The 19,456-nt window shown below is 36.7% G+C and carries 17 protein-coding genes; 12 read left to right on the top strand and 5 right to left on the bottom strand.

What is annotated here, in order from left to right; all coding sequences use genetic code 11:
- Positions 1-28: 28 nt before the first annotated feature.
- Positions 29-226: a DUF1328 family protein gene (locus CC99x_RS10460; protein ID WP_057624096.1), complete on the bottom strand. Its 198-nt coding sequence runs from the start codon at positions 224-226 to the stop codon at positions 29-31.
- 372 nt (positions 227-598) lie between these two features.
- Between CC99x_RS10460 and CC99x_RS10455 the strand changes: the two genes are divergently transcribed.
- From CC99x_RS10455 to CC99x_RS10440, 4 genes are all read left to right on the top strand, one after another.
- Entirely contained in the window at positions 599-2,560 is a 1,962-nt protein-coding gene (locus CC99x_RS10455; RefSeq protein ID WP_057624095.1) for a protein kinase domain-containing protein, read from the top strand.
- Between the two features lie 161 nt (positions 2,561-2,721).
- Complete coding sequence (locus tag CC99x_RS10450) at positions 2,722-3,348, top strand: hypothetical protein (protein ID WP_057624094.1); 627 nt, start codon at positions 2,722-2,724, stop codon at positions 3,346-3,348.
- A gap of 205 nt (positions 3,349-3,553) precedes the next feature.
- Positions 3,554-4,846, top strand: a complete 1,293-nt coding sequence (locus tag CC99x_RS10445) for an FAD-dependent oxidoreductase (RefSeq protein ID WP_158003200.1) — start codon at positions 3,554-3,556, stop codon at positions 4,844-4,846.
- A gap of 152 nt (positions 4,847-4,998) precedes the next feature.
- A complete protein-coding gene (locus CC99x_RS10440) occupies positions 4,999-5,256 on the top strand; it encodes a hypothetical protein (protein WP_141651884.1) in 258 nt (85 codons plus the stop codon).
- Positions 5,257-5,331: 75 nt separating this feature from the next.
- Here the strand turns inward: CC99x_RS10440 and CC99x_RS10435 are convergent, their stop codons facing one another.
- Positions 5,332-6,375, bottom strand: coding sequence for an NAD(P)-dependent alcohol dehydrogenase (locus CC99x_RS10435; RefSeq protein ID WP_057624091.1), 1,044 nt, complete (start codon positions 6,373-6,375; stop codon positions 5,332-5,334).
- A gap of 191 nt (positions 6,376-6,566) precedes the next feature.
- On the opposite strand from CC99x_RS10435, the gene CC99x_RS10430 reads away from it, so the two are divergent.
- From CC99x_RS10430 to CC99x_RS10415, 4 genes are all read left to right on the top strand, one after another.
- Positions 6,567-7,319 (top strand): F-box protein, encoded by a 753-nt coding sequence (locus CC99x_RS10430; RefSeq protein ID WP_057624090.1) that lies wholly within the window; start codon positions 6,567-6,569, stop codon positions 7,317-7,319.
- Between the two features lie 298 nt (positions 7,320-7,617).
- The gene (locus tag CC99x_RS10425) at positions 7,618-8,187 is read left to right on the top strand and encodes a hypothetical protein (RefSeq protein WP_057624089.1); all 570 of its coding nucleotides are present in this window, start codon (positions 7,618-7,620) and stop codon (positions 8,185-8,187) included.
- A gap of 62 nt (positions 8,188-8,249) precedes the next feature.
- Positions 8,250-8,999 carry a hypothetical protein gene (locus CC99x_RS10420; RefSeq protein ID WP_057624088.1) on the top strand — a complete coding sequence of 250 codons (750 nt, stop codon included), beginning with the start codon at positions 8,250-8,252 and terminating at the stop codon, positions 8,997-8,999.
- 233 nt (positions 9,000-9,232) lie between these two features.
- Entirely contained in the window at positions 9,233-10,393 is a 1,161-nt protein-coding gene (locus CC99x_RS10415) for a hypothetical protein (protein WP_057624087.1), read from the top strand.
- 5 nt (positions 10,394-10,398) lie between these two features.
- Here the strand turns inward: CC99x_RS10415 and CC99x_RS10410 are convergent, their stop codons facing one another.
- From CC99x_RS10410 to add, 3 genes are all read right to left on the bottom strand, one after another.
- Positions 10,399-11,340, bottom strand: a complete 942-nt coding sequence (locus CC99x_RS10410) for a hypothetical protein (RefSeq protein ID WP_057624086.1) — start codon at positions 11,338-11,340, stop codon at positions 10,399-10,401.
- A gap of 192 nt (positions 11,341-11,532) precedes the next feature.
- On the bottom strand, positions 11,533-12,093 hold the full coding sequence (locus CC99x_RS10405) for a LysE/ArgO family amino acid transporter (protein ID WP_200953427.1): 561 nt from the start codon (positions 12,091-12,093) through the stop codon (positions 11,533-11,535).
- Positions 12,094-12,221: 128 nt separating this feature from the next.
- Positions 12,222-13,640: an adenosine deaminase gene (add, locus tag CC99x_RS10400; RefSeq protein WP_057624085.1), complete on the bottom strand. Its 1,419-nt coding sequence runs from the start codon at positions 13,638-13,640 to the stop codon at positions 12,222-12,224.
- Positions 13,641-13,879: 239 nt separating this feature from the next.
- On the opposite strand from add, the gene CC99x_RS10395 reads away from it, so the two are divergent.
- The 4 genes from CC99x_RS10395 to CC99x_RS10380 all read left to right on the top strand — a co-directional run bounded on the left by CC99x_RS10395 (position 13,880) and on the right by CC99x_RS10380 (position 19,452).
- Entirely contained in the window at positions 13,880-15,319 is a 1,440-nt protein-coding gene (locus tag CC99x_RS10395) for a catalase (protein WP_057624084.1), read from the top strand.
- Positions 15,320-16,054: 735 nt separating this feature from the next.
- Positions 16,055-17,710 (top strand): hypothetical protein, encoded by a 1,656-nt coding sequence (locus CC99x_RS10390; RefSeq protein WP_057624082.1) that lies wholly within the window; start codon positions 16,055-16,057, stop codon positions 17,708-17,710.
- A gap of 66 nt (positions 17,711-17,776) precedes the next feature.
- Positions 17,777-18,334: a GrpB family protein gene (locus CC99x_RS10385; RefSeq protein ID WP_057624081.1), complete on the top strand. Its 558-nt coding sequence runs from the start codon at positions 17,777-17,779 to the stop codon at positions 18,332-18,334.
- Positions 18,335-18,486: 152 nt separating this feature from the next.
- The gene (locus CC99x_RS10380; protein ID WP_057624080.1) at positions 18,487-19,452 is read left to right on the top strand and encodes a CorA family divalent cation transporter; all 966 of its coding nucleotides are present in this window, start codon (positions 18,487-18,489) and stop codon (positions 19,450-19,452) included.
- Positions 19,453-19,456 lie beyond the last annotated feature (4 nt).

The raw sequence follows: 19,456 nt of genomic DNA, 5'->3' as shown, positions 1-19,456 counted from the left end.
AGAAGGTATGTGATATTCCTTTTTTTATCTATTTAATTTTTATACCACGTACAAGATATGCAATCAGTGATAGAATAAACAATAAAATAAAGACATAGAATAGAATGCTAGCAATTTGGCTGAATGCACCCGCAAGTCCACCTAAGCCTAGAAAGCCCAATATGACTGAAGATATAGCTAATATAACAGCGTAATATAGTAATGATTTGTTACCAAAAGATATCATAATTAGCACTCCTTAAACGCATAATAGAAATAAATATATAAATGATGATTCTTGCAATATATTCGATTAGACAGCAATTTAAAAAGTTCAATATGCGTGTATATCAATAAAAATAAATGCTGTCTGAATTTATACTCAGAAATTATAATAATCTTTTTTATAAAGAATTCTATACTCCTTGCGAGATCTTTATAGTCTACTCATCAATAAATATTAATTTGGTTTTATAATTTTTGTTGTTTTTGTTAGTGTGTTTTTTTATGAAAAATAGGATTGAATTGGATTTTTTGAATGGATAAGTGTTGACGAACTTTGTTGCTTCGTTTAGTATTTTCGAAATTTGCCCATATATTTAAGGTGAAAATACACGCAATGAACAAAGGTCCCCACCATAAGATACCTCATTTAAAAAAAGATAAATCTAAAATTAAAACCAAGGCCAATATTTTTTTAGCGGATGATGATACACGTAATGCCATTATGCTTTCAATTTTGTCCCAACTTGATAATCAATCCTTGGAAGAATCAGGATCTTTGTTTGAAGTTGCACCTAATCCCAATCAGCCTGCTTTAATCTACAATGTTCTCGTTACAATCTCTCCTCAAACCAAAGAAATTGAATTCCATATGTATAATCCAGTCGACCCCTCCAATCAATTAGGCGAGGGTGCTCAGGGTAAGGTGATTGTTGCGCAAAATATGGTCACTGGCAATTTGGTTGCTGTTAAAATTCAATCTGCAAATGGTATGACCTTTGAAGAAGATTTGATGCGTGAAAGAAGAAATCTGCAGATTACAAAGAAACTAGTGGGTATTGCATCAAATTTCAGAGTTGAGGCAGATGGTTCTGAATGGCAAGATGAGTACACCTTAATGCAATATTGTGCAGGTGGAAATTTAAATCATTATCTTTATGAAATAGACAAATCAAAAGATAAAGAATCCCCAGAATATTTTGCAGCCAAGAAAACGATTGATATAAGAAAAAAGCTGCATATTGTTATCTTGGTATTAAAGCAAGTAATTGAATTACATGATAAATATGAGCTGGCACATAGGGATATTAAAACAGATAATTTTGTGATTTCGGATCTATCTAATCTAATTTTAAATCTAATTGATCTTGGATCGGCGATTCAATATGGTCCAAACATGAAAGAGAGCGATAAAACCAATGTAGGCACCTTTGGTTATGTTGCACCAGAAATATTGGAGCCTATTTCAACACGACCTTATTACAATTTTGCGTGTGATTATTGGGCTTTAGGTGTTGTGATTGCTGAAATTTTGACCTCTGCTAACTATCAGGCTGAACTGAGGAAAATGATGTTGGCAGCTAAATCTAAAGATACATTGGTTGACTTGAAATTAGTAGAACTGCACAAAATGATGCCAGATGTTTTTGGCAGCAGTACAGACAACACTGTTGTTTGGAAAGAATTAACCAGTTTGGTTACCATTTTATTGCAAGAGCAAGCTGAAATGAGACCTAGCTTGGAGGGGTTGAAAGATATGCGTGCTAGGCTCTATAAATTATACCTAGAACAACCTCTAGACGTAAATGTGGCGTTTGAACATTATAAGGCAATGAAAAGGCAGCATACGCTTGCTACTTTACCAAGACTCACGAGAGAACCAGTTAGCCTGGGAAAGAAGCACAAAGATAAAAAAGAAAAGCCAAAATTATCACGTAGTACAACCTTGAAAACAATAGATTCTGTGATGCAAGGTAGATCTAAATTAAGTGAGGACGATCCGAGTCTGCAAGAGGAGGTTGATAAGCTGGAAGCCTTGAAATCAAGTAAAGTGAGAAAGAAACGTAGTGTCAGTACAGGGCATAAAAAAAGATTGGATAAGATGGTCTCCTCTTCGGTTGTTCTTGAAAAAACGCCTGAAGACATTCCCACTGAAATGAAAGATATTACCACTTCATCTGATGAAGATATTATTAGTAAGCGCATTATTAAGCCGAAGAGACGAAAAAAAACAAATCAGGAAAATAGCACTAATACAAATGCATTAAAGGGTAGCCAACTTGAAAATGAGCAAGTCCTATCAATATTGCTTGAGAAATTTGCACTCACCGAAGAAAGTTCTTCTTCTCCAACAGATTCCGTTGTACCAGCAAGAGAGCGTGCCTTATTGAGTGTATTTTCTCAAAAAGCACGTCATGTGAGAGGTCTGTCAGGTGATGTCTCTGGTTTTCAAACTGAGCTGGAAAGTTTGCAAAAAATGGCAGAATCTTTGTCTTTGACTTCTTCTGATAATTCAACCATTATCGAAAAAGTAACGGATGTTAAGAAATCATGTCAACGTATGTTGAAAAATAATTGATTTTTTTGTTATGCCGAAAATTCAGAAGTACTTGTGAGTAAAACGAAATAGCGTTTCTTATTATCTAGTATCTATTAGGTAGATTTTGGATATTGCTGTGTTATACGAAAAGAGTAATTGCTTTTTTAGTCTCATTTTTTTGATGATAAATATTGGATTGTATGAAGGAAAAGCTACTTAAGCATTTAGGACAATTGCTCGCTGAACGTTCTGTGGTTGTGACAGTAAATCCAATGGCAGGGTTACAGTCTTGTGTAGAGATTGTGGTTGATGAATGTGTCGATAAAGGGAAAACTGCACTTTGGTTTTCTCTTGTGGGAGCTTTAGGTGCTAACTGCATTAATCTCTTAATGAATCGTATTAGAGCACGTACGAACCAAACACACGATATAAGTCAAGAAGACACACTACAGCGGATGCAATCACGGCTTGTTTTCGCCCAGCAAGCATTGAATCGTTCAGTTGTTGGTTCTAGCACAGGGTTTCTTGCTCGTGTGAGTATTAATATGCTTACCAGTGGCAGCGACTTAACCATCAATGTATCTTCTCGTGTGATTGCTGATTCTTCTGCCAAAATAGCAACACATTATATGCCAGAATATACAGGTACAAATGACGAATCTTGGGCTTTTACCATTGGTAAAGCGACAACCAGTGCAGTTGTTGGTACTATGACCTACTATTTTTCAAGTCTTTATACAACGCCCACAGTGTCTCGATTTATGAGTGCAAGCGCCAGTGCTTTGAGTGAACAGACGATGGACTATATTTATCGTCGTCGTTTTTGAATTTTCTTCAAACTGATCTCAAAAAAATCTTTTAGAACGATAGCTCTGTTTATAAAAACAAGTACTTTATGCTGATTGAATAAAAATACAGATTGCAGCTCAACTTTTAGTTTTATTACACTGAGATTCAATGATGTGGAACGGCTTGTAAGGGATTTATATGCAAAGACACGTGCTTTTTCTATTTTTTATAACGATGTGTAAAGTGAGTGCTGCGTATGCAGACAATGTTGCCATAATAGGAGGCGGTGCAGCAGGTCTGGCAACGGCTTATTTGACAGAAGAAGCACACAATGTAACTGTTTTTGAGGCGCAAGATCAGCTTGGTGGAAATGCTAAAACGGAAAATATCAATAGAAATGGTAAGCAAGTTGCTGTTGATGCAGGTGCTGAGTTCTTCAATCGAGCATCATATCCCAATTTTATAAAATTATTAGAGTTATTAGTTGTTACCACAACCACTTTTGCACTTGCCTTCAATTTCTATGATGTAAACTCGCGAAAGCATATGGTGTTGCCGCCTATACATGATAACACTATTGAGTTTAATTCTTTGAGGCCTAGTAATCTCTTTAGGCTTATACAGTTAAAATGGATGATGTATAAAGGAAAAAATCTGGTTGATAATAAAGTATATAATGTTACCTTAAAGGAATTTCTAGATTCTATATGGGTTACTGAAAATTTTAAAGACAACTTTCTCTATCCACTTCTCTCAGCAGCATGGGGTGTTAGTATTGAAGACATCAAGGAAGTGTCAGTATACCAAGGACTCAAATATTTCATAGATGGAGAGAGAGCAAATAATGAGTGGATGGAAATAACAGATGGGTTTGGTAGTTATATTAGAGCATTGCAAGCAAAGCTTAAAAATACAGAAATTCAGCTTAATTCTCCCATCAAATCTATTACTGAAGAAGCGGGACAATATCGTGTTACAAAGGAAACGGGTGAATCTGCATTATTTGATCATGTGATATTTGCAGTGAACCCGAAAGTTGCAGGAAAAATATTAAAAGATATTCCAAGTCTTGATAAATTAGTCCATAAATTTAATAACGTAAAGACCTTTGATACAAAAATTGTCTTAAGTGAGGCTAAAGGTGAAAATTTAAGATTTATGCCTCATACTCAGCCACAAATTATAAATATTCGTTGGAATGGTAAAGCAGCTGCCACGACCATGTGTAAGAATTGGAAAACAGGTGATGAGCTTTCCCCAGTATTAAAAACCTGGGTCACTTACGATATTCGAGCAAAAGATGATGCTGGGAGCGCTATGCCAGAAGATCCATATGCAGTTTATAATTTTGAGCATACACATATGAATATGGCTTACTATAAAGCTTATAAAGCCGCACAAAAACAAGAGGGCAAAAAGGGGCTTTGGTTCCCAGGCATTCATGAAAATGATTCGCATGAAAGCGCTATTTCTGCTGCTGTTGAAGTTGCAAGGCGACTTGCACCAAAGAGTTCTAGGCTGGTTGCCTTTAAATGATTTCATGCACTATAAACCAAGTAATAGACAGATAATTTCATTTTATCAGTGAATGTATTCCGTACATCGCTCTATACTTTCATTTTTTGAATTAGCGAATAAACTTCACATTGTTAATAAAATTCAACCAAAATGAGGTATAGTATATGATTATGTTAAATTTTTTCACAGCAAAGAAAGAAGAAGAAAAGAAGAATCCGTTTACAGATGCTTTAAATGAAATTGTTGATAGAGCTTTTGAGGCAAGCCATCCAGAATATGAAGCTGGTTCAGAAGATGAATTAAATACAGAAGAAATGGATTTTGAAATGTCATATGAGGCAATTTCTGATGATGAAGTAAATGGTCTTGCTGAAGATGCAAAGATGGAAGAAGAAGAGTTAAGATCTAAATTTGGACCTGGAAAATAATCTGTTTATGAGATATTAATCAGATAAGCCCAGATATTTTTCATAGAAAGATATCTGGGACACCCCTTTAATTTTTTATAGTGTGTGCATATCGATGACAAAACGGTATTTGACATCACCTTTGAGCATGCGTTCATAGGCTTCATTTACTTTTTGTATTGGAATAACTTCAACATCAGCAGAGATATTGTGGTGTGCACAAAAATCCAACATTTCCTGAGTTTCTTTGATGCCGCCAATGAGCGAACCTGCAATATTACGGCGTTTAAAAATCAGATTCGAAGGATGAAGTTTTAATTCATGTTCAGGCACACCTAAAAAAACTAAGGTACCTTCGCGTTTGAGTGTTTCAAGGTAGAGTCCAAGATCTATCGTTGCTGATATGGTATTGATGATTAAGTCAAAGCTATTCGCATGTTTCTTAAAGGCATTTTCATCTTTTGTGAGAATCACTTCTTTTGCACCCAAGCTTAATGCATCTTTTTCTTTATGGGCAGAGTGCGTAAATAAAACTGTATGTGCGCCTAAAGCATTGGAGATTTTAACAGCCATGTGACCTAGGCCACCCAAACCCATCACGCCTACTTTTTGTCCTTTTTGAGCTTTCCAATGTATTAAGGGAGAGTAAGTTGTGATACCTGCACAGAGTAAAGGTGCTGTATGAGAGAGAGGCAATTTATCAGAAATCTTAAGCACAAAGTTTTCATCCACCACAATACAGTCTGAATATCCACCGAAAGTAAGGGTTTTCCCGTCTTTTTCATAGCCATTGTAGGTAGAAATAAAGCCGTTTTCGCAGTATTGTTCTAAGCCTTGGTGGCAGCTTGGACAAGTTCTACAGGCATCAACGAGGCAACCAACACCAGCGAGGTCATTTTCTTTAAAGCGTGTTACTTGAGCGCCAACTTTACGGATTTTGCCAACAATTTCATGGCCTGGCACCATCGGGTATAGTGCATTGCCCCATTCATTTTTAACTTGATGTAGATCTGAATGACAGATGCCGCAATATAGAATATCAATCAATACATCATGTGGGCCTGGCTCTCTTCTCTGAAAATGATAAGGGCTTAAGGGGGTGTTTTTATTTTGAACAGCATAGCCACGAGAAGGTATCATACATATAATCCATTATTGTCTTTGCCAAGTATTTATCATAGTGTATCCATCTTTTAAATTCCATCTGTCTTCATTGAACTCCTATAATTTGTTCAGTTATGCTGATAAAATTACCGCTCATCTTTTATTTTTTTTATTATTATTCAATAGATTGTACAATACCCCTTAAATTTATATTTTGAGGCTATATTATGTTATCTGGAATATCATCTGAGAAGAAACCACTGACACGCATAGAAAATGCTGGATTATTGCCAGATGATATCATGAGGATAATATTTCAGCTTTTTGATTTGAAGACATTATTGACACTAAGGCGTGTCTCTAAATCTTGGCATTGGTTGGTTCATAATATTAATCTGGCTCCACTTTTAAATTCAGAAGATATTAAGAGTGCTGAAAAATACATATATGATCATAGCTGGGATGCTAAGTTCTTAGCATTACCTAATATCGTTGGTTTTAATGTTTCTATTCATCCATGTCCAGATAGTGTGGATGAGCTATTATTGAAATACACGGATAAATTTGTACGCGATGATGGTAAGAAGGGTTGGGTGCCAGATAAACCTACTTTTTTTGAAAGAGAGCCAATACAGAAAATATTATTATTTATTGATAAAGAACGTTATCAATCTGTGAATCATGATGATAAGAAATTGCGTATTTTAAATACAGAATTTAATTGCCTTGCAACACGTGAAGAACGACATAAGTTTATCTGTACTTATTTGAACTGCCCTCTTGTAGATGAAAAGGGTATGCCTAGATGGAATCGCTTAGTAAACCAATCAATGGAAAGCTTGGATAGATTAAAAGCAAGCTTGAATCGATACACAGATCTGCTTTTCAAAAATTGTATTGCAGAAGTTGATTTGGCTATTGCTTATAAAGCAGAAAATACCTATTCAGGTGCGCGCTACAATAAATCATTAACAATCTAATGATAAAATTTGGCAAAGATAGGTTACCAAGCCTATCTTTGTTGAGATTCCTCATTTTCCCGCTCCTTCCTGCAACTGTTTTAAAGCTATTTTTAGATTGCATATTCATTAGGATTAGTTACACCGTTTTTTTATATCTACATGATATTTCATAAAAATAATCCCTTATAACACCATTTATCGTTGTGAATGCCCACTTATCCATTTCAAGGTCAATATGCTGGACATAGTCAGTTCACTAATGTAAATTGGCATAAATGAACAGATATTCACATTTGAAATAAATAGGAAAAACAAGATGAGCATATTAAATACGTTGGTGTCCAGGCTGACACCAAGCTTTATCACAAATGGTTATTTTGCCCTTAAAAGATTCTTCCTGGGCAGTGCGCCAGCAACAGAAGTAGCAACTGACTTTGTTGCAGATACTGCAAAGAATACAGCGATGGAAATGGGTAAAATGGCAGTAGCAGGTGCGATTACAACTGCGGTACCTGGCGCTCATTTTGCTGCACAAGCAGTCACAACGATAGCTACAAATGGCGTAAATGCTGCTATTTCTGGTGATAATTTGGGTAGAGCTTTAGTAAAAGGTGGTATGTACGCCTTAAATACTGCGGCGGTTGGTCCTTTATGTGCCATGCCTTTGAATATAGCAACAGATTATGCTGTTGATAAAGTAGCAGATCTTTATGATGTTGGTTTTGTAACCGCGTATAACAACTATAAGAATTGTGAAGAATGGGAAGCTTTAAAATATTGCAAACATCAAGGTCCTAGTTATGACTGCACTCGAATTGTGGATGAAGATTTAAACGCAAGTTTCATGTTGCTGTCACCACAACGAACAGCAGCTGCAGCAGCTTAAACAACACAGAATTTAAAAAATCAAAGTATTAGTATTAAAGTAAATGATAAGGAAAGTATATTATGTTAAAAGCACCTAAACAAGCAACTCAACAAACCGTGATTATTGAAGAATTGAATGATGAAGAAAATGGCGTGCTTGTTCCAGTACAACCAAGTTCCGTACTTGAAGTAGCGTCTACAGATAATGAGATTTTAGATGTAGTTGCTTCTCCTTCAGTCAATCAATTTGATTGTGTGATTGAGCATGCTACTGTAATGAAAGTCGCAGGCGTTGCCGCAACCACGGTAGGACCTGTTGTTGGTGGTTTTATTGGAAATGCAATGGGTTATGAATTAGGTGAGAAAGTTGGCAATGCAGTAAAAGAAACTGTAAAAGAGAGTGGAGACCAGATTGTACAGCAAATTTTAGAAGAAACAGGCATGAATGGGATTCCAGGTGCAGAGCTGCTGATACGAGCAAATGTGACTGGCCTTGCCCATGAAGCAGGTGAAATGGCATATCAAGAGACAGTCAAAGTCATGACAACCAAAGGTGCTGCTGTAGGTGGTCTTGTGGCTGGTGGTGGTACGATTGTTGCACTTGAGTCGTTAAATTTATTCGGTTATCTCTACAATGAATATGTTTCTCCTACCATAACCAACTTTTGGGATAGTCGCAGAGAAGCAAAACTTAAGGCACTTGCGGAAAAAATGGATGCAGAACAAAAGGCTATAGAAGAATTAGAAAGTATGGATAATTGGGTTATGTTAGAAGGAAATGTTGATGCAAGCGATATGACGGTAGAAGAAGGAAAGAGAAATACTTTATAAATATATAATCAGTGTTATTAATAATAGTATGGAGCAGTATCACAAAAACGCTGCTTCTTCTACTTATAACATAATCTTACAATGGTGTGCGACAGAGATCTTTTTCAGAAATAACCTCATGCAAGAAGATAGCAGTGCTCGTCTATGGATTGACTTAAATGAAGATTTTATCTTGTTAGTTACCATTACCTTCACTATCTTTTTATGATGGTCTATAAAACTTGGGAAAAACTATGTTGGCGAAGAATTTAGCAGAAAAAATTGAATTGATTCAACAGTGCATAATTTCAGGAGAGCTTGATTTTGCTAATATGCAATGGGTTGCTGGATCTTTTAAGCAAGTATGTCAATTAGAGGATGATGCATTAGGCCTTGCTTGTATAAGAGAAAAGATAACATCTGCTAAGCAAGCATTAATAAAAGAAGCTTTTTTATTAGATTTTATGCGTTCAATTGGGTTGCCTGCTATTCAATTTCATAGTAAGCCCTTTAAAATAGCAACAGGACAATATGCTGTGATTTTAGATTGGGTTTCTGATGCTGTCCTCATTGATGTAAAGGATTTTGAATCGGCACAAAATAAGTTATTTAGCCTTGCCTTTGGCGTTACCATACCACATGGCGAAGGATGGGTTTTACAGAAAAATAAAATTGAAGAAGAAGTTAAAGCAAAATTGATTGACGATGAGTCTGCTTTTGGGAAAGCACAATTATTTGCAGAGAGGCTTCACAATAAATTGCTGGATATTCTAAATGTTTCTGAAGAAAAACGGATTATGATTTCTGACTTGCAGTTAATGGTTACTCAAGAGGGTGAGGTTTTTATTATTGATCCTGTTGATGTTGTAGAAATAGAAAATATAAATAGTGGCTCATTAAATAATTGGCAATATAAAAGCATTTATGATGACACTGTTCTTGATAATGTAGACTTTATTAAACAATTACACGATGGGAAAAATATGTTGAAAAGATCCATCGCATGGTGTGCCAGTATAATGGCAGCTGCTTCTGTATCTGAATTGTTGGAAATTGTTTTAAATATGCAGCCATCTGAACGTGCGCCTGCTCGTAAACCCACATCATTACTTAAAGGCTTGATGGGAAGAAATATGCTTGAGAAAAGAAATAAAGAAATGAGAAGCCAATCCTCTCTTCGTCAGTCTGCTCATGTGATACCTTCAAGGTTAGATAGTGTAAGACCCTTTGCAGAACTGAATATAGGCCAAATGAGTGAGGAGAGTGCCATTGTTGACTTAAATTCTTCTTCTGATCACATAGTACCACTCATTTTTTCTTCATTGCATATTGATAATGCAAGCGATCAAGAAAACTATCCACCTATTCACAATAGTGTATATGAAGCAAAAAATAGAACTTCTTTTAGGGATTAAATAAATTACATTTTGTTTGTAATTGATAACGAAGAGAGGGGAGTATTTGTTTCGGTGCCTCTGAGCATCTCTACGCGTGATCTCGCTTTTTTCTTTTGTGTCATCGCATCATGCTGAAATGTTAGAGCTTTTGGCGTTACACTGACGAAGGCATGTAGATCTGTGGGTGTTGAGGATTGGGCAATAGTTTGACAAAAGTCAAGGGCGTTTTTTAGCCAGCTCTTTGTGTGTTGAAGAAATTGTCGTAAATCAGGGGTAGGGTCTTGAATCTCATTCTTAAATAAAGATTTTGCGCTGCTATAATCCACAATATCAAGTGGATCAATGATGGTTAAGCGCCCATCTTTTGAAATAATCATTTGCAGATCGCAGATCATAATTTGATCTTGCTCCATCTTTTGGATGAGGGCTTGGAAATTTTTTGCAAGTATATTTGCCTTTTCTTGCAGTTGTGAGAAATTTTGAGGTTGATCCATTGCTTGGATAATGTTTGCTGCTAAGTGATTTTGATTGAGCGCCAGCCATGCTTCTTGATGCGCGCGTGCTGGAATTCCTAATAATGCAGCCAAGATCAATATATTGAGTGGTGCTGCTGTTTTTGCTTCAATAAACACGCCAGGGATATATTGCATAAGCATGGCGAGCCTAGGTTGTTCTAATTTTTGTTCCACGACAAATGCGTTGCCATAGACTGTAACTACAGGATAGTTTTTTTCAGACAAATAGTTTAAATACTCTTTTTCATTACGCACAATGGTTTGGTTGGCTTCATGAAGATATCGACTGTAGACCAGTGCGAAGTTTTGATATTCGGCTTTAAATTTTCCGAGATCTATCATTTTTTTGCAGGTGCCTATCTCTCCATCATATTGATCTAACAGTGAAAATGAATTATATGCATCATTTTGAATGCTGGTTATTGCTTCTTCATTGTAAAAAGAAATCATATGGGGCACCTACTGAAATTGAGCTAACCACTCTATCAAATAAGAAGTTAAGGATGCAAGCTTAAAATTGGTATATATGATGTATTTGCACCATTTTTCCCCTAAAACGCTATCGTTTGGGAAGCAATGGCCTTAGATATTAAAGAAAGAGTTTTATTGCAATACCTATCATGATACAACCCATGATGCTGTCTAATACTTGCCAAGCGCGTGGACTTTTAAAAAGTGGACGAGCTTACTCGCGCCATAAGTGAGGCTAAAGAACCATGTGACAGATGCTGCTACAGCGCCTATCATAAAATAGAGTTGTTCGTGTGGTTCTTGTTCGGCACCAATTGTGCCTAAAAGCAAAAAAGTATCTATATAAGTATGTGGGTTTAAAAAGGTAAAGCCTAATAATGCAAGCAATGTTGACATTTTGCTGGTGGGGAGCGCATTCTCAAGTGAGGCTACAAGTATATGCGGATGGAAAACACTCCAAAAAGACCGCAAGCCATACGCAAGCAAAAACAAAGCACCGCCCCATTCCATAAATTTTGTGAGCATGGGATAGTCATTGGTGAGAATTTCAATACCGGATACACCCAAGACAATGAGAATAGAATCGCAGAGAGAGCAGGTGAAAGCGATCAGAAAAAGATGCTGCCTTTTTAGCCCTTGCTTCAGTATAAATGCATTTTGCACACCAATTGCCATAATGAGGCTGATGCTTGCAACGAAGCCTGTTAATAAACCGCTAAAGTCTATTTCCATTTTGTATGCTTATTTATATTTATGACAGAATGACAAAAAACAAAGATGTTTAGTTCAAAGCGCATTGGCCTATCTTTGCTGATAGGCCAGATCTCAAAGAGAAAAGCTGAGATTGTAGATGCTTTTTATCAGATTGACACTGTTTTTTTATTAGGCTTTTGACTTTTTATATGGCTGTGGTTGCTTAGTTGCATTTTTGTGGATTGGATGTATTTATTGTGTTGCTCACAGGCTTGCTCATAGGCAATGTGTTTTTGAACCAGCACTTTGCAATCATATGCTTTTGGATTTTGTGCTTGCAAGCGTAGATAAGTTTCTAGAGAAGGCTGTGTAGCTTCTAAGAGATATTTCATGAACATTGAATAAAGAAAGCGATCATTCAATGCTAAGACATGTTTGAAAGTTTCTCGCGCTGCTTCGTATAAGTCAATGCTTGCTAATAATTTTGTTTTTAATGAAACTTCACAAAAAGCACTTTGAATTGCATTTCGAGTAATTTTGAGTAAGTCTTCGTCTTTTAAATTCCAAGCGCTCTTAGCCTTTTCATATTCGCGACCGATATCTGTGTTGAAATAGGTTGGGTCGTCTGTATTCAGTGACACCAGTATGTCAGCATCTAAGAATAATTTAAAAGGATGTGAGGTAACATCTTTAATATTTGTGAGTGCTAAATTGCTGGTGATATTCGCTTCTATGCCTATTTTTTTATCAACTAAAGTTGCAATCAGTGTTGTATCTAAGAAAGCACTTGTACCATGTCCGATTCTATCTAGCGCTAGTATGTCAACCGCTTCCTTAATATATTCTGCACCTGTATGTTCGCCGACATGGGCTGTTAGCTTATAGCCTGCCTTTTTTGCTTTTTGATAATGTTCTACAAAGAGTGTCGGTGGAAAATCTGTTTCATTGCCAGCTAAATTAATTCCAACAACATAAGGGTGGGGGTAATCAAGCATATTTTGTATTGTTGTATGGCAATGTTCTTTGCCATTGTGTCTGAGCAGAACAATCAAGATGCGTGCTTCAATGCCATATTGTGCATTGGCTCTGTCAATGCCGCGTACGACAGCCGCTATAAATTGAGCATAATCAATATTGGGTAGCGTTTTGTACTTCTCTTGCAGTGCTCTTGCCAGTGTTGCTCTAAACGCAGCTTTAAGATCTGTGTTTTGTTCTGGTGCTAGAGTTTGATGTATATCTGTGTAGGTTTTTCGATTTTGTGTTACGTGATCCGGTGAACATGTGAGTTCAACATAAAGCGTACCTTGTTTGGCACATTGCTCTAAATATTCATAAGTGACTTCTTCAATGTCTTGTTCGGTTAATATATAAGATGCAGCTAAATCATATACTTTAAGAAAATCTAAGAAATCATGATCTGCAAATTTTAGGTTATTGTTCTCTCCAAATATGAGAGTTGGTTTAGGTAAGCCATGCTTGTCGGCCAGTTCTATGAGTTTCGAAGCACGTAATGTTCCGCCTTCAAGGTGAACATGTAATTCTGCTTTAGGTAATTGCTCGAGGCTGATACGTGTGAACGAAGTCATTGGACACCCATTTCAAAAGGTTAATACGGCAATTGCCTAACATTATCTAGTACGGCTCAGTCACGCAAACAAATCAATTGCAAAGAAAGGATGGCTGTATCATTGAGTGCGGTGCAAAAAAGGAAAATCAGAGATTAAAGCTCCCATGCTGGGAGCCTTTGGTGTGGTATCTTTTGCTGTGTATCTGTATTAGACTTTGTTGATTAATTTATAAAAAATTAATTCTAACGGAGTAGAATATGCCATCAGATAAGAAAATTTTAACCACAACCGCTGGTAACCCCATTAGTGATAATCAAAATTCGATAACGGCAGGTTCAAGAGGCCCTGTACTTATGCAAGATTATCAACTTATTGAAAAGCTTGCGCATCAGAATCGTGAACGTATTCCTGAGCGTGTTGTGCACGCAAAGGGATGGGGCGCTTTTGGTACATTGACTGTAAAGCATGATATTAGTAAGTATACAAAGGCAAAATTATTTTCAAGCGTTGGTAAAAAAACCGATCTGGTGATGCGATTCTCTACCGTGGCTGGTGAGTTGGGTGCAGCGGATGCAGAGCGAGATGTGCGTGGCTTTGCGATTAAATTTTATACAGAAGAAGGCAATTGGGATATTGTCGGCAATAATACGCCAGTATTTTTTGTTCGCGATCCTTACAAATTCCCTGATTTTATTCATACGCAGAAACGACATCCTAAAACCAATATGCGTTCTGCAACTGCTATGTGGGATTTCTGGTCACTTTCTCCAGAATCTTTGCATCAGTTGACCATATTATTTTCTGATCGGGGTTTGCCAGTTGGTGTTCGTCATGTAAATGGTTATGGCTCTCATACCTACAGTTTTATCAATGCGAAAAATGAACGTGTTTGGGTAAAATTTCATTTCAAAACTCAGCAAGGGCATAAGCATTTTACTAATAAAGAAGCAGCAGAAGTGGTTGGTAAGACACGAGAATCAACACAAGAAGATTTATATTATGCCATTGAGAAAAAAGACTTTCCTAAGTGGACCTTTTTTATTCAAGTAATGACAGAAGCGCAGTCAAAACAAACCGCCTTTAATCCTTTTGATTTAACGAAAGTGTGGCCGCATGCTGATTTTCCATTGATTGAAGTGGGAGAGATTGAGCTGAATCGAAACCCGGATAATTATTTTTCAGACATTGAGCAACTTGCTTTGTCACCTTCGAATATTATTCCGGGCGTTAGTTTTTCTCCAGATAAAATGTTACAAGCCAGAATTTTCTCTTATGCTGATGCGCATCGTTATCGTTTAGGAACGCATTATGAAGCATTGCCTGTCAATAAACCGCATTGCCCAGTGAATCACTACCACAAAGATGGTTCCATGCGGTTTTTTGAAAATATGCCAAGTCCAGATGCTTATTATGAGCCGAATTCTTTTAATGGTCCTGTGGAGCATACGCAATTTAGAGAGCCTCCTTTAGCCATTGATGGAGATGCTGATAGATATAATCACCGTGAAGGTAATGATGATTTCTCTCAACCCAGAGCTTTATTTAATCTCTTTGATGATGCCCAAAAAGAGAGGTTGTTTAGTAATTTAGCAGAAGCAATGCAAGGTGTACCTAAATCTATTGTAGATAGGCAGCTGGCGCTTTTTGACAAGATTGATAAGGCGTATGGGGATGGGGTACGCAATAAACTAAACTAGCGAGTTCTTCGTAAATCAACTGTAGGCGTTGTTGTCTGCGTCATTTCGCAATCCTCATGTACTTTTATGTACATTCCGTTGCTCAAGACTTGGCGCCTTTAAGATTTAGGAAGTAAGATTTAGGACAGCCAATATAATCCGCTCTTTAGAAAAAGAAAATGAGGAACATGCCTGAATTTTTCATTGAGGATAAGAAATAACTGCAGTAATCCTGCTTAATATGCAAAAGAGAGTCAAAACGACAGTTGAATGAAGAATTGAACTAAGCGATGTGTGTATTAGAATAGACTTTCTTTGCCTGGGTGATGCCCTTTAAGCCTTTCCTACCTTCTTTGCCAAAATTAAGCATCAAGATTTCACTTCCTACTACATGAGAGAAGCTCTTGCCTAAATTTTTGACTAATGAAATCCAGTTTTGAGGTTCAAATTGTAGTCTGGTTAAGATGGGGGCTAAATGCTCTGGAATAGAGCCTGCTGCATCACTCGTCCCGTATAATCAACGAGTTCTAGATAATCAGACAACTTAAAATCGATGGCATGTGTGTGAGATTTTGAGATACTGGCTGTCCTATATTTTGATTGAAAGGTGAAAATACGCTTTGCTTTGCCTACCCTACGCTTCTCGCAACCGCAGCGTTTCTTTTTGAAATATTTGTGCATCTTCACCCTAAATAAGATATATACATTACCACATTAAATAGCTATAATTCTGACTTTTTGAAATGAGGTTCTATTATGTCTAAACAGGGCTTTATCCAGCTGCGAACCAAGCAAGCATTAACTCAACTTGCCAAAGATCCTGAGGTTACAATTTTTGCACCACTTTGGGTAAAAACAGCTCTTGAAAAAGTAAGCGCTGAGTTGCAAGACATGCGATTCAACGTAGGTGAATCAAAGTGTTATTACACCATTAATAAAACCATGACCTTGATTGATTTGGTTGCTATTGCACGCGCTGAAAGCGTCAATACAACCGGAATAATAAACTTTTCTCAGTATCCAGATATCTCAGAAGCAACCGTTATTGCCTTAAGAGATTTAGTAAAGCATTGTGTGATTGTTGGCAAAGATGTGGCTATACAATATGGTGGCTATCCCAACTTAAGCACGATACGATTCGCATTAAATCAAGAAGTTTATATCTGCGATTTGCCAGGTTTACAGTTTCAAGCACTCAATAATACTGGTAGACATGTGCTTCTGACCGAAAAAGGCGATTTACCCAAAGGGGCTTTAGATGAAGACATCTATCTCAATACAGTAGGTGAGACTAAGAAGACCTATCAGCAAGCGATAGCAGACAATTCAGGTCGCTTCTTAACAGGGTTTTTTAAGAATACCGCTGTCATCTTTGATACGAAGGCGTTTCATGCCTTTGTTGCGCAGGATTTTGTGTTATCGGCTCAAGCCTTGAACAGGCATGCAAAAGCGCATAATCCTCAACGCAGCTTGAATTTTAAATTTCTGAAATATGGTGCTGGCTTTTTTGCAGAAGCATTGAAAGGTAAAGCCAGAGAAGAATTAGATGTACATCTTACTCTGGGTGTTTTGCTGGGTTTAAGACAATTGTTGCTGGTACAGTCGCCAGATACATATTCGCAGATAAAAAGAATTGAGTTACCTTTTTTCAACACTGCTAATAATCCAAAAATTCAACGCATTCTAGACAAAATAGCTTTGCTATGTAAGCAAAAAGGCATTGAGTTTGCAAGTGACAAAAACGATGCATTGGCACCTACCTCAACGCATATGACGGCAACCACAAATTGTTCCGATCCACATGCTCCGACAGGTAATGAAATGAATTATGGTAGTGTTGATGCTGCTATTGCTGAAAATTTAAAAAGAAAGGGTAATAATTTTAGTCCTATTTGCAACCCAGAGATGAAAGCGCAATATGTAATTGTTCAACATCTTGGGCATGATGCAGAGGCAGTTATTAAAAATATTCTAAAGCCTACATCTCTTTTGCAGCATATTAAAAACAGAAAATGGTCGCTCTTGGTTGCAACGGTTATCAGTGCTGCAATAAGAGTTGAATCACTGCTTTGGTTGGGTCTAAGAGCAAGCTGGGCTACTTGTTTATCGGTAGGGGGTCTGGTATTACTAGGCGTAGAGCTTATTCAATGGTTAAGAGACAGCCTGAAAACAAAGCAATACAAAAATTATAAATCTAAAGAAGTATCTTTGCCTGAGACACTCACAGATGCGCAAAGAGAAGCATTTGCAATGGGTAAAGAGGCTGCACAGAGCTTTATTGCACAAGCAAAAAGCTGTTTTATGTGGCAAGGCTATCGATCTGCTAATGATTATTACGCAGGTTATCAAGCGAGTTTATTAAACGATGAGTCGTTGATGAGCACAGTAAAAAATTCAAAGAAAATAAAATAATATTTAGTTCGTTGTTTGGGGGAGTTTGTTATACTATTTTTTAGCTGTTGAATATAAGAAATATGTATGAACAAGCCCCCAGCCAAAGATATGATTGAATTTTCTGACTATCATTCTGAATGGTCTGTAATGGCCATGGTAGAAATAGCTTTATTGAAAAAAAACAGCAAAGATCTTACAAATATTATCCTTCACGTTGAGCATGTTGGTAGTACCGCAATACCAGGTATAAAAGCAAAACCCATTATCGATCTCTATGTCGGTGTTCGCTCTGTTGCAGAGGCTCAGCCTTTAATCAGCATCATTGAACAGATGGGATATCAATATTGGGCCGAAAACCCAAATCCTAATAAAATGTTTTTTGTAAAAGGCATGCCGCCTTTTGGTATGGGGCGTACACATCATATACATGTTGTGCAATATGATTCTGACTATTTTAAAGCGAGAGTAGCATTTCGTGACTTTTTAATTCAACATCCAAGCTATGCACGTGAGTATGAGCACTTAAAAATAACGTTAGCTGCAAAAGATAATACTGACCGCGAAGCTTATACAGATGCTAAAAGTGAGTTTATCACTAAAATACTCAGGCTAGCGGGCTTTAAAGGGGATACGTCTCGTTAGCAATTTCTCGTGATTTTGTAGTTAAAAAACAAACTTGAAGCGTATTTTCTTTAATGTGTGTTGATTGGCATAGATTGGTTTAATTGCAGTTTAAGTCTTGTTAAACTCGAACGATTGCAGTTATTCATGAAGAAAAAGGATATTTGAATAGCATGATAACTTACTTTTGCATTGATGAGAAAACTAAAAAGTTGGTGCCAACAACCAATACCGAAGATGTATTATGGATTGAAGTATTTGATCCAACACCAGAAGAAAGCGATGTCATATTGCATCAAACGAATGTTGATCTCCCTGAACATCACGAGATGCATCAATTGGAATTTTCAAATAGATTTTATGAAGAAAACGATGCACTCCACTTAGCATTATCGGTTGTGACCAAAGCTGCTCCCATCCCAGAGAGTCATGTCATTACCTTTATCATTTCAAAAAAAATACTTATCACGTTGAGATATTCTGAACCAAACCCTATTCACAGCTTCACACAGCATATTCAACATCATCCACTATCGGTAAAAAATCATGTAGAGATTTTTGATATATTATTAAACAAAATTGTAGGTTCTGTTGCAGATCTTTTTGAATTGGTAGATGCAAAAACAGATGAATTAGGCTTAGCGTTACTTGGGAGCATTGATGGCAATAAAAATGTTACAAAAAAAGAAAATTTAAATGGATTATTACGAGAAATTAACTATTTACAGACTCTTGTGTCTAAAGCGTATCAAAGTCTTTCTAGCATCCAATTATTGCTTACCTATTTTCAAGATACACAACATAAAATGTTTCCGAATAAATTAGATCATAATATCCTTGCCTTGAATCAAGATATTATTTGCTTATCAAAACATGCAGAACAGTTGAATCAAAAATTGGGCTTCCAATTGCAGTCTACCTTAGGATTAATCAATATTGAACAAACGCATATCATTAAAATGTTTACGGTTGTCGCAATGATTTTTATGCCGCCAACCTTGATTGCTAGTATTTATGGTATGAACTTTGAATATATGCCAGAAATTTCTCTCAAATTTTCGTATCCTTTTGCACTGATGCTGATGTTATTTTCTTCGTTCTTCCCCTATCGCTATTTCAAGAAAAAAGGTTGGGTATAGAATG

Source organism: Candidatus Berkiella cookevillensis, assembly GCF_001431315.2.
GTDB lineage: Bacteria > Pseudomonadota > Gammaproteobacteria > Berkiellales > Berkiellaceae > Berkiella_A > Berkiella_A cookevillensis.
The sequence above is the reverse complement of the archived record's forward strand: the minus strand, read 5'-3'. Positions and strand labels throughout refer to the sequence as shown.

Bases quoted from the DNA above. Each gene is read 5' to 3' on its own strand.
- CC99x_RS10450 (WP_057624094.1), top strand. From the start codon at position 2,722: ATGAAGGAAAAGCTACTTAAGCATTTAGGACAATTGCTCGCTGAACGT.
- CC99x_RS10455 (WP_057624095.1), top strand. From the start codon at position 599: ATGAACAAAGGTCCCCACCATAAGATACCTCATTTAAAAAAAGATAAA.
- CC99x_RS10405 (WP_200953427.1), bottom strand. From the start codon at position 12,093: ATGGAAATAGACTTTAGCGGTTTATTAACAGGCTTCGTTGCAAGCATC.
- CC99x_RS10410 (WP_057624086.1), bottom strand. From the start codon at position 11,340: ATGATTTCTTTTTACAATGAAGAAGCAATAACCAGCATTCAAAATGAT.
- CC99x_RS10420 (WP_057624088.1), top strand. From the start codon at position 8,250: ATGTTAAAAGCACCTAAACAAGCAACTCAACAAACCGTGATTATTGAA.
- CC99x_RS10460 (WP_057624096.1), bottom strand. From the start codon at position 226: ATGATATCTTTTGGTAACAAATCATTACTATATTACGCTGTTATATTA.
- CC99x_RS10440 (WP_141651884.1), top strand. From the start codon at position 4,999: ATGTTAAATTTTTTCACAGCAAAGAAAGAAGAAGAAAAGAAGAATCCG.
- CC99x_RS10385 (WP_057624081.1), top strand. From the start codon at position 17,777: ATGAACAAGCCCCCAGCCAAAGATATGATTGAATTTTCTGACTATCAT.
- CC99x_RS10380 (WP_057624080.1), top strand. From the start codon at position 18,487: ATGATAACTTACTTTTGCATTGATGAGAAAACTAAAAAGTTGGTGCCA.
- CC99x_RS10415 (WP_057624087.1), top strand. From the start codon at position 9,233: ATGTTGGCGAAGAATTTAGCAGAAAAAATTGAATTGATTCAACAGTGC.
- CC99x_RS10395 (WP_057624084.1), top strand. From the start codon at position 13,880: ATGCCATCAGATAAGAAAATTTTAACCACAACCGCTGGTAACCCCATT.
- CC99x_RS10390 (WP_057624082.1), top strand. From the start codon at position 16,055: ATGTCTAAACAGGGCTTTATCCAGCTGCGAACCAAGCAAGCATTAACT.
- add (WP_057624085.1), bottom strand. From the start codon at position 13,640: ATGACTTCGTTCACACGTATCAGCCTCGAGCAATTACCTAAAGCAGAA.
- CC99x_RS10435 (WP_057624091.1), bottom strand. From the start codon at position 6,375: ATGATACCTTCTCGTGGCTATGCTGTTCAAAATAAAAACACCCCCTTA.
- CC99x_RS10425 (WP_057624089.1), top strand. From the start codon at position 7,618: ATGAGCATATTAAATACGTTGGTGTCCAGGCTGACACCAAGCTTTATC.
- CC99x_RS10430 (WP_057624090.1), top strand. From the start codon at position 6,567: ATGTTATCTGGAATATCATCTGAGAAGAAACCACTGACACGCATAGAA.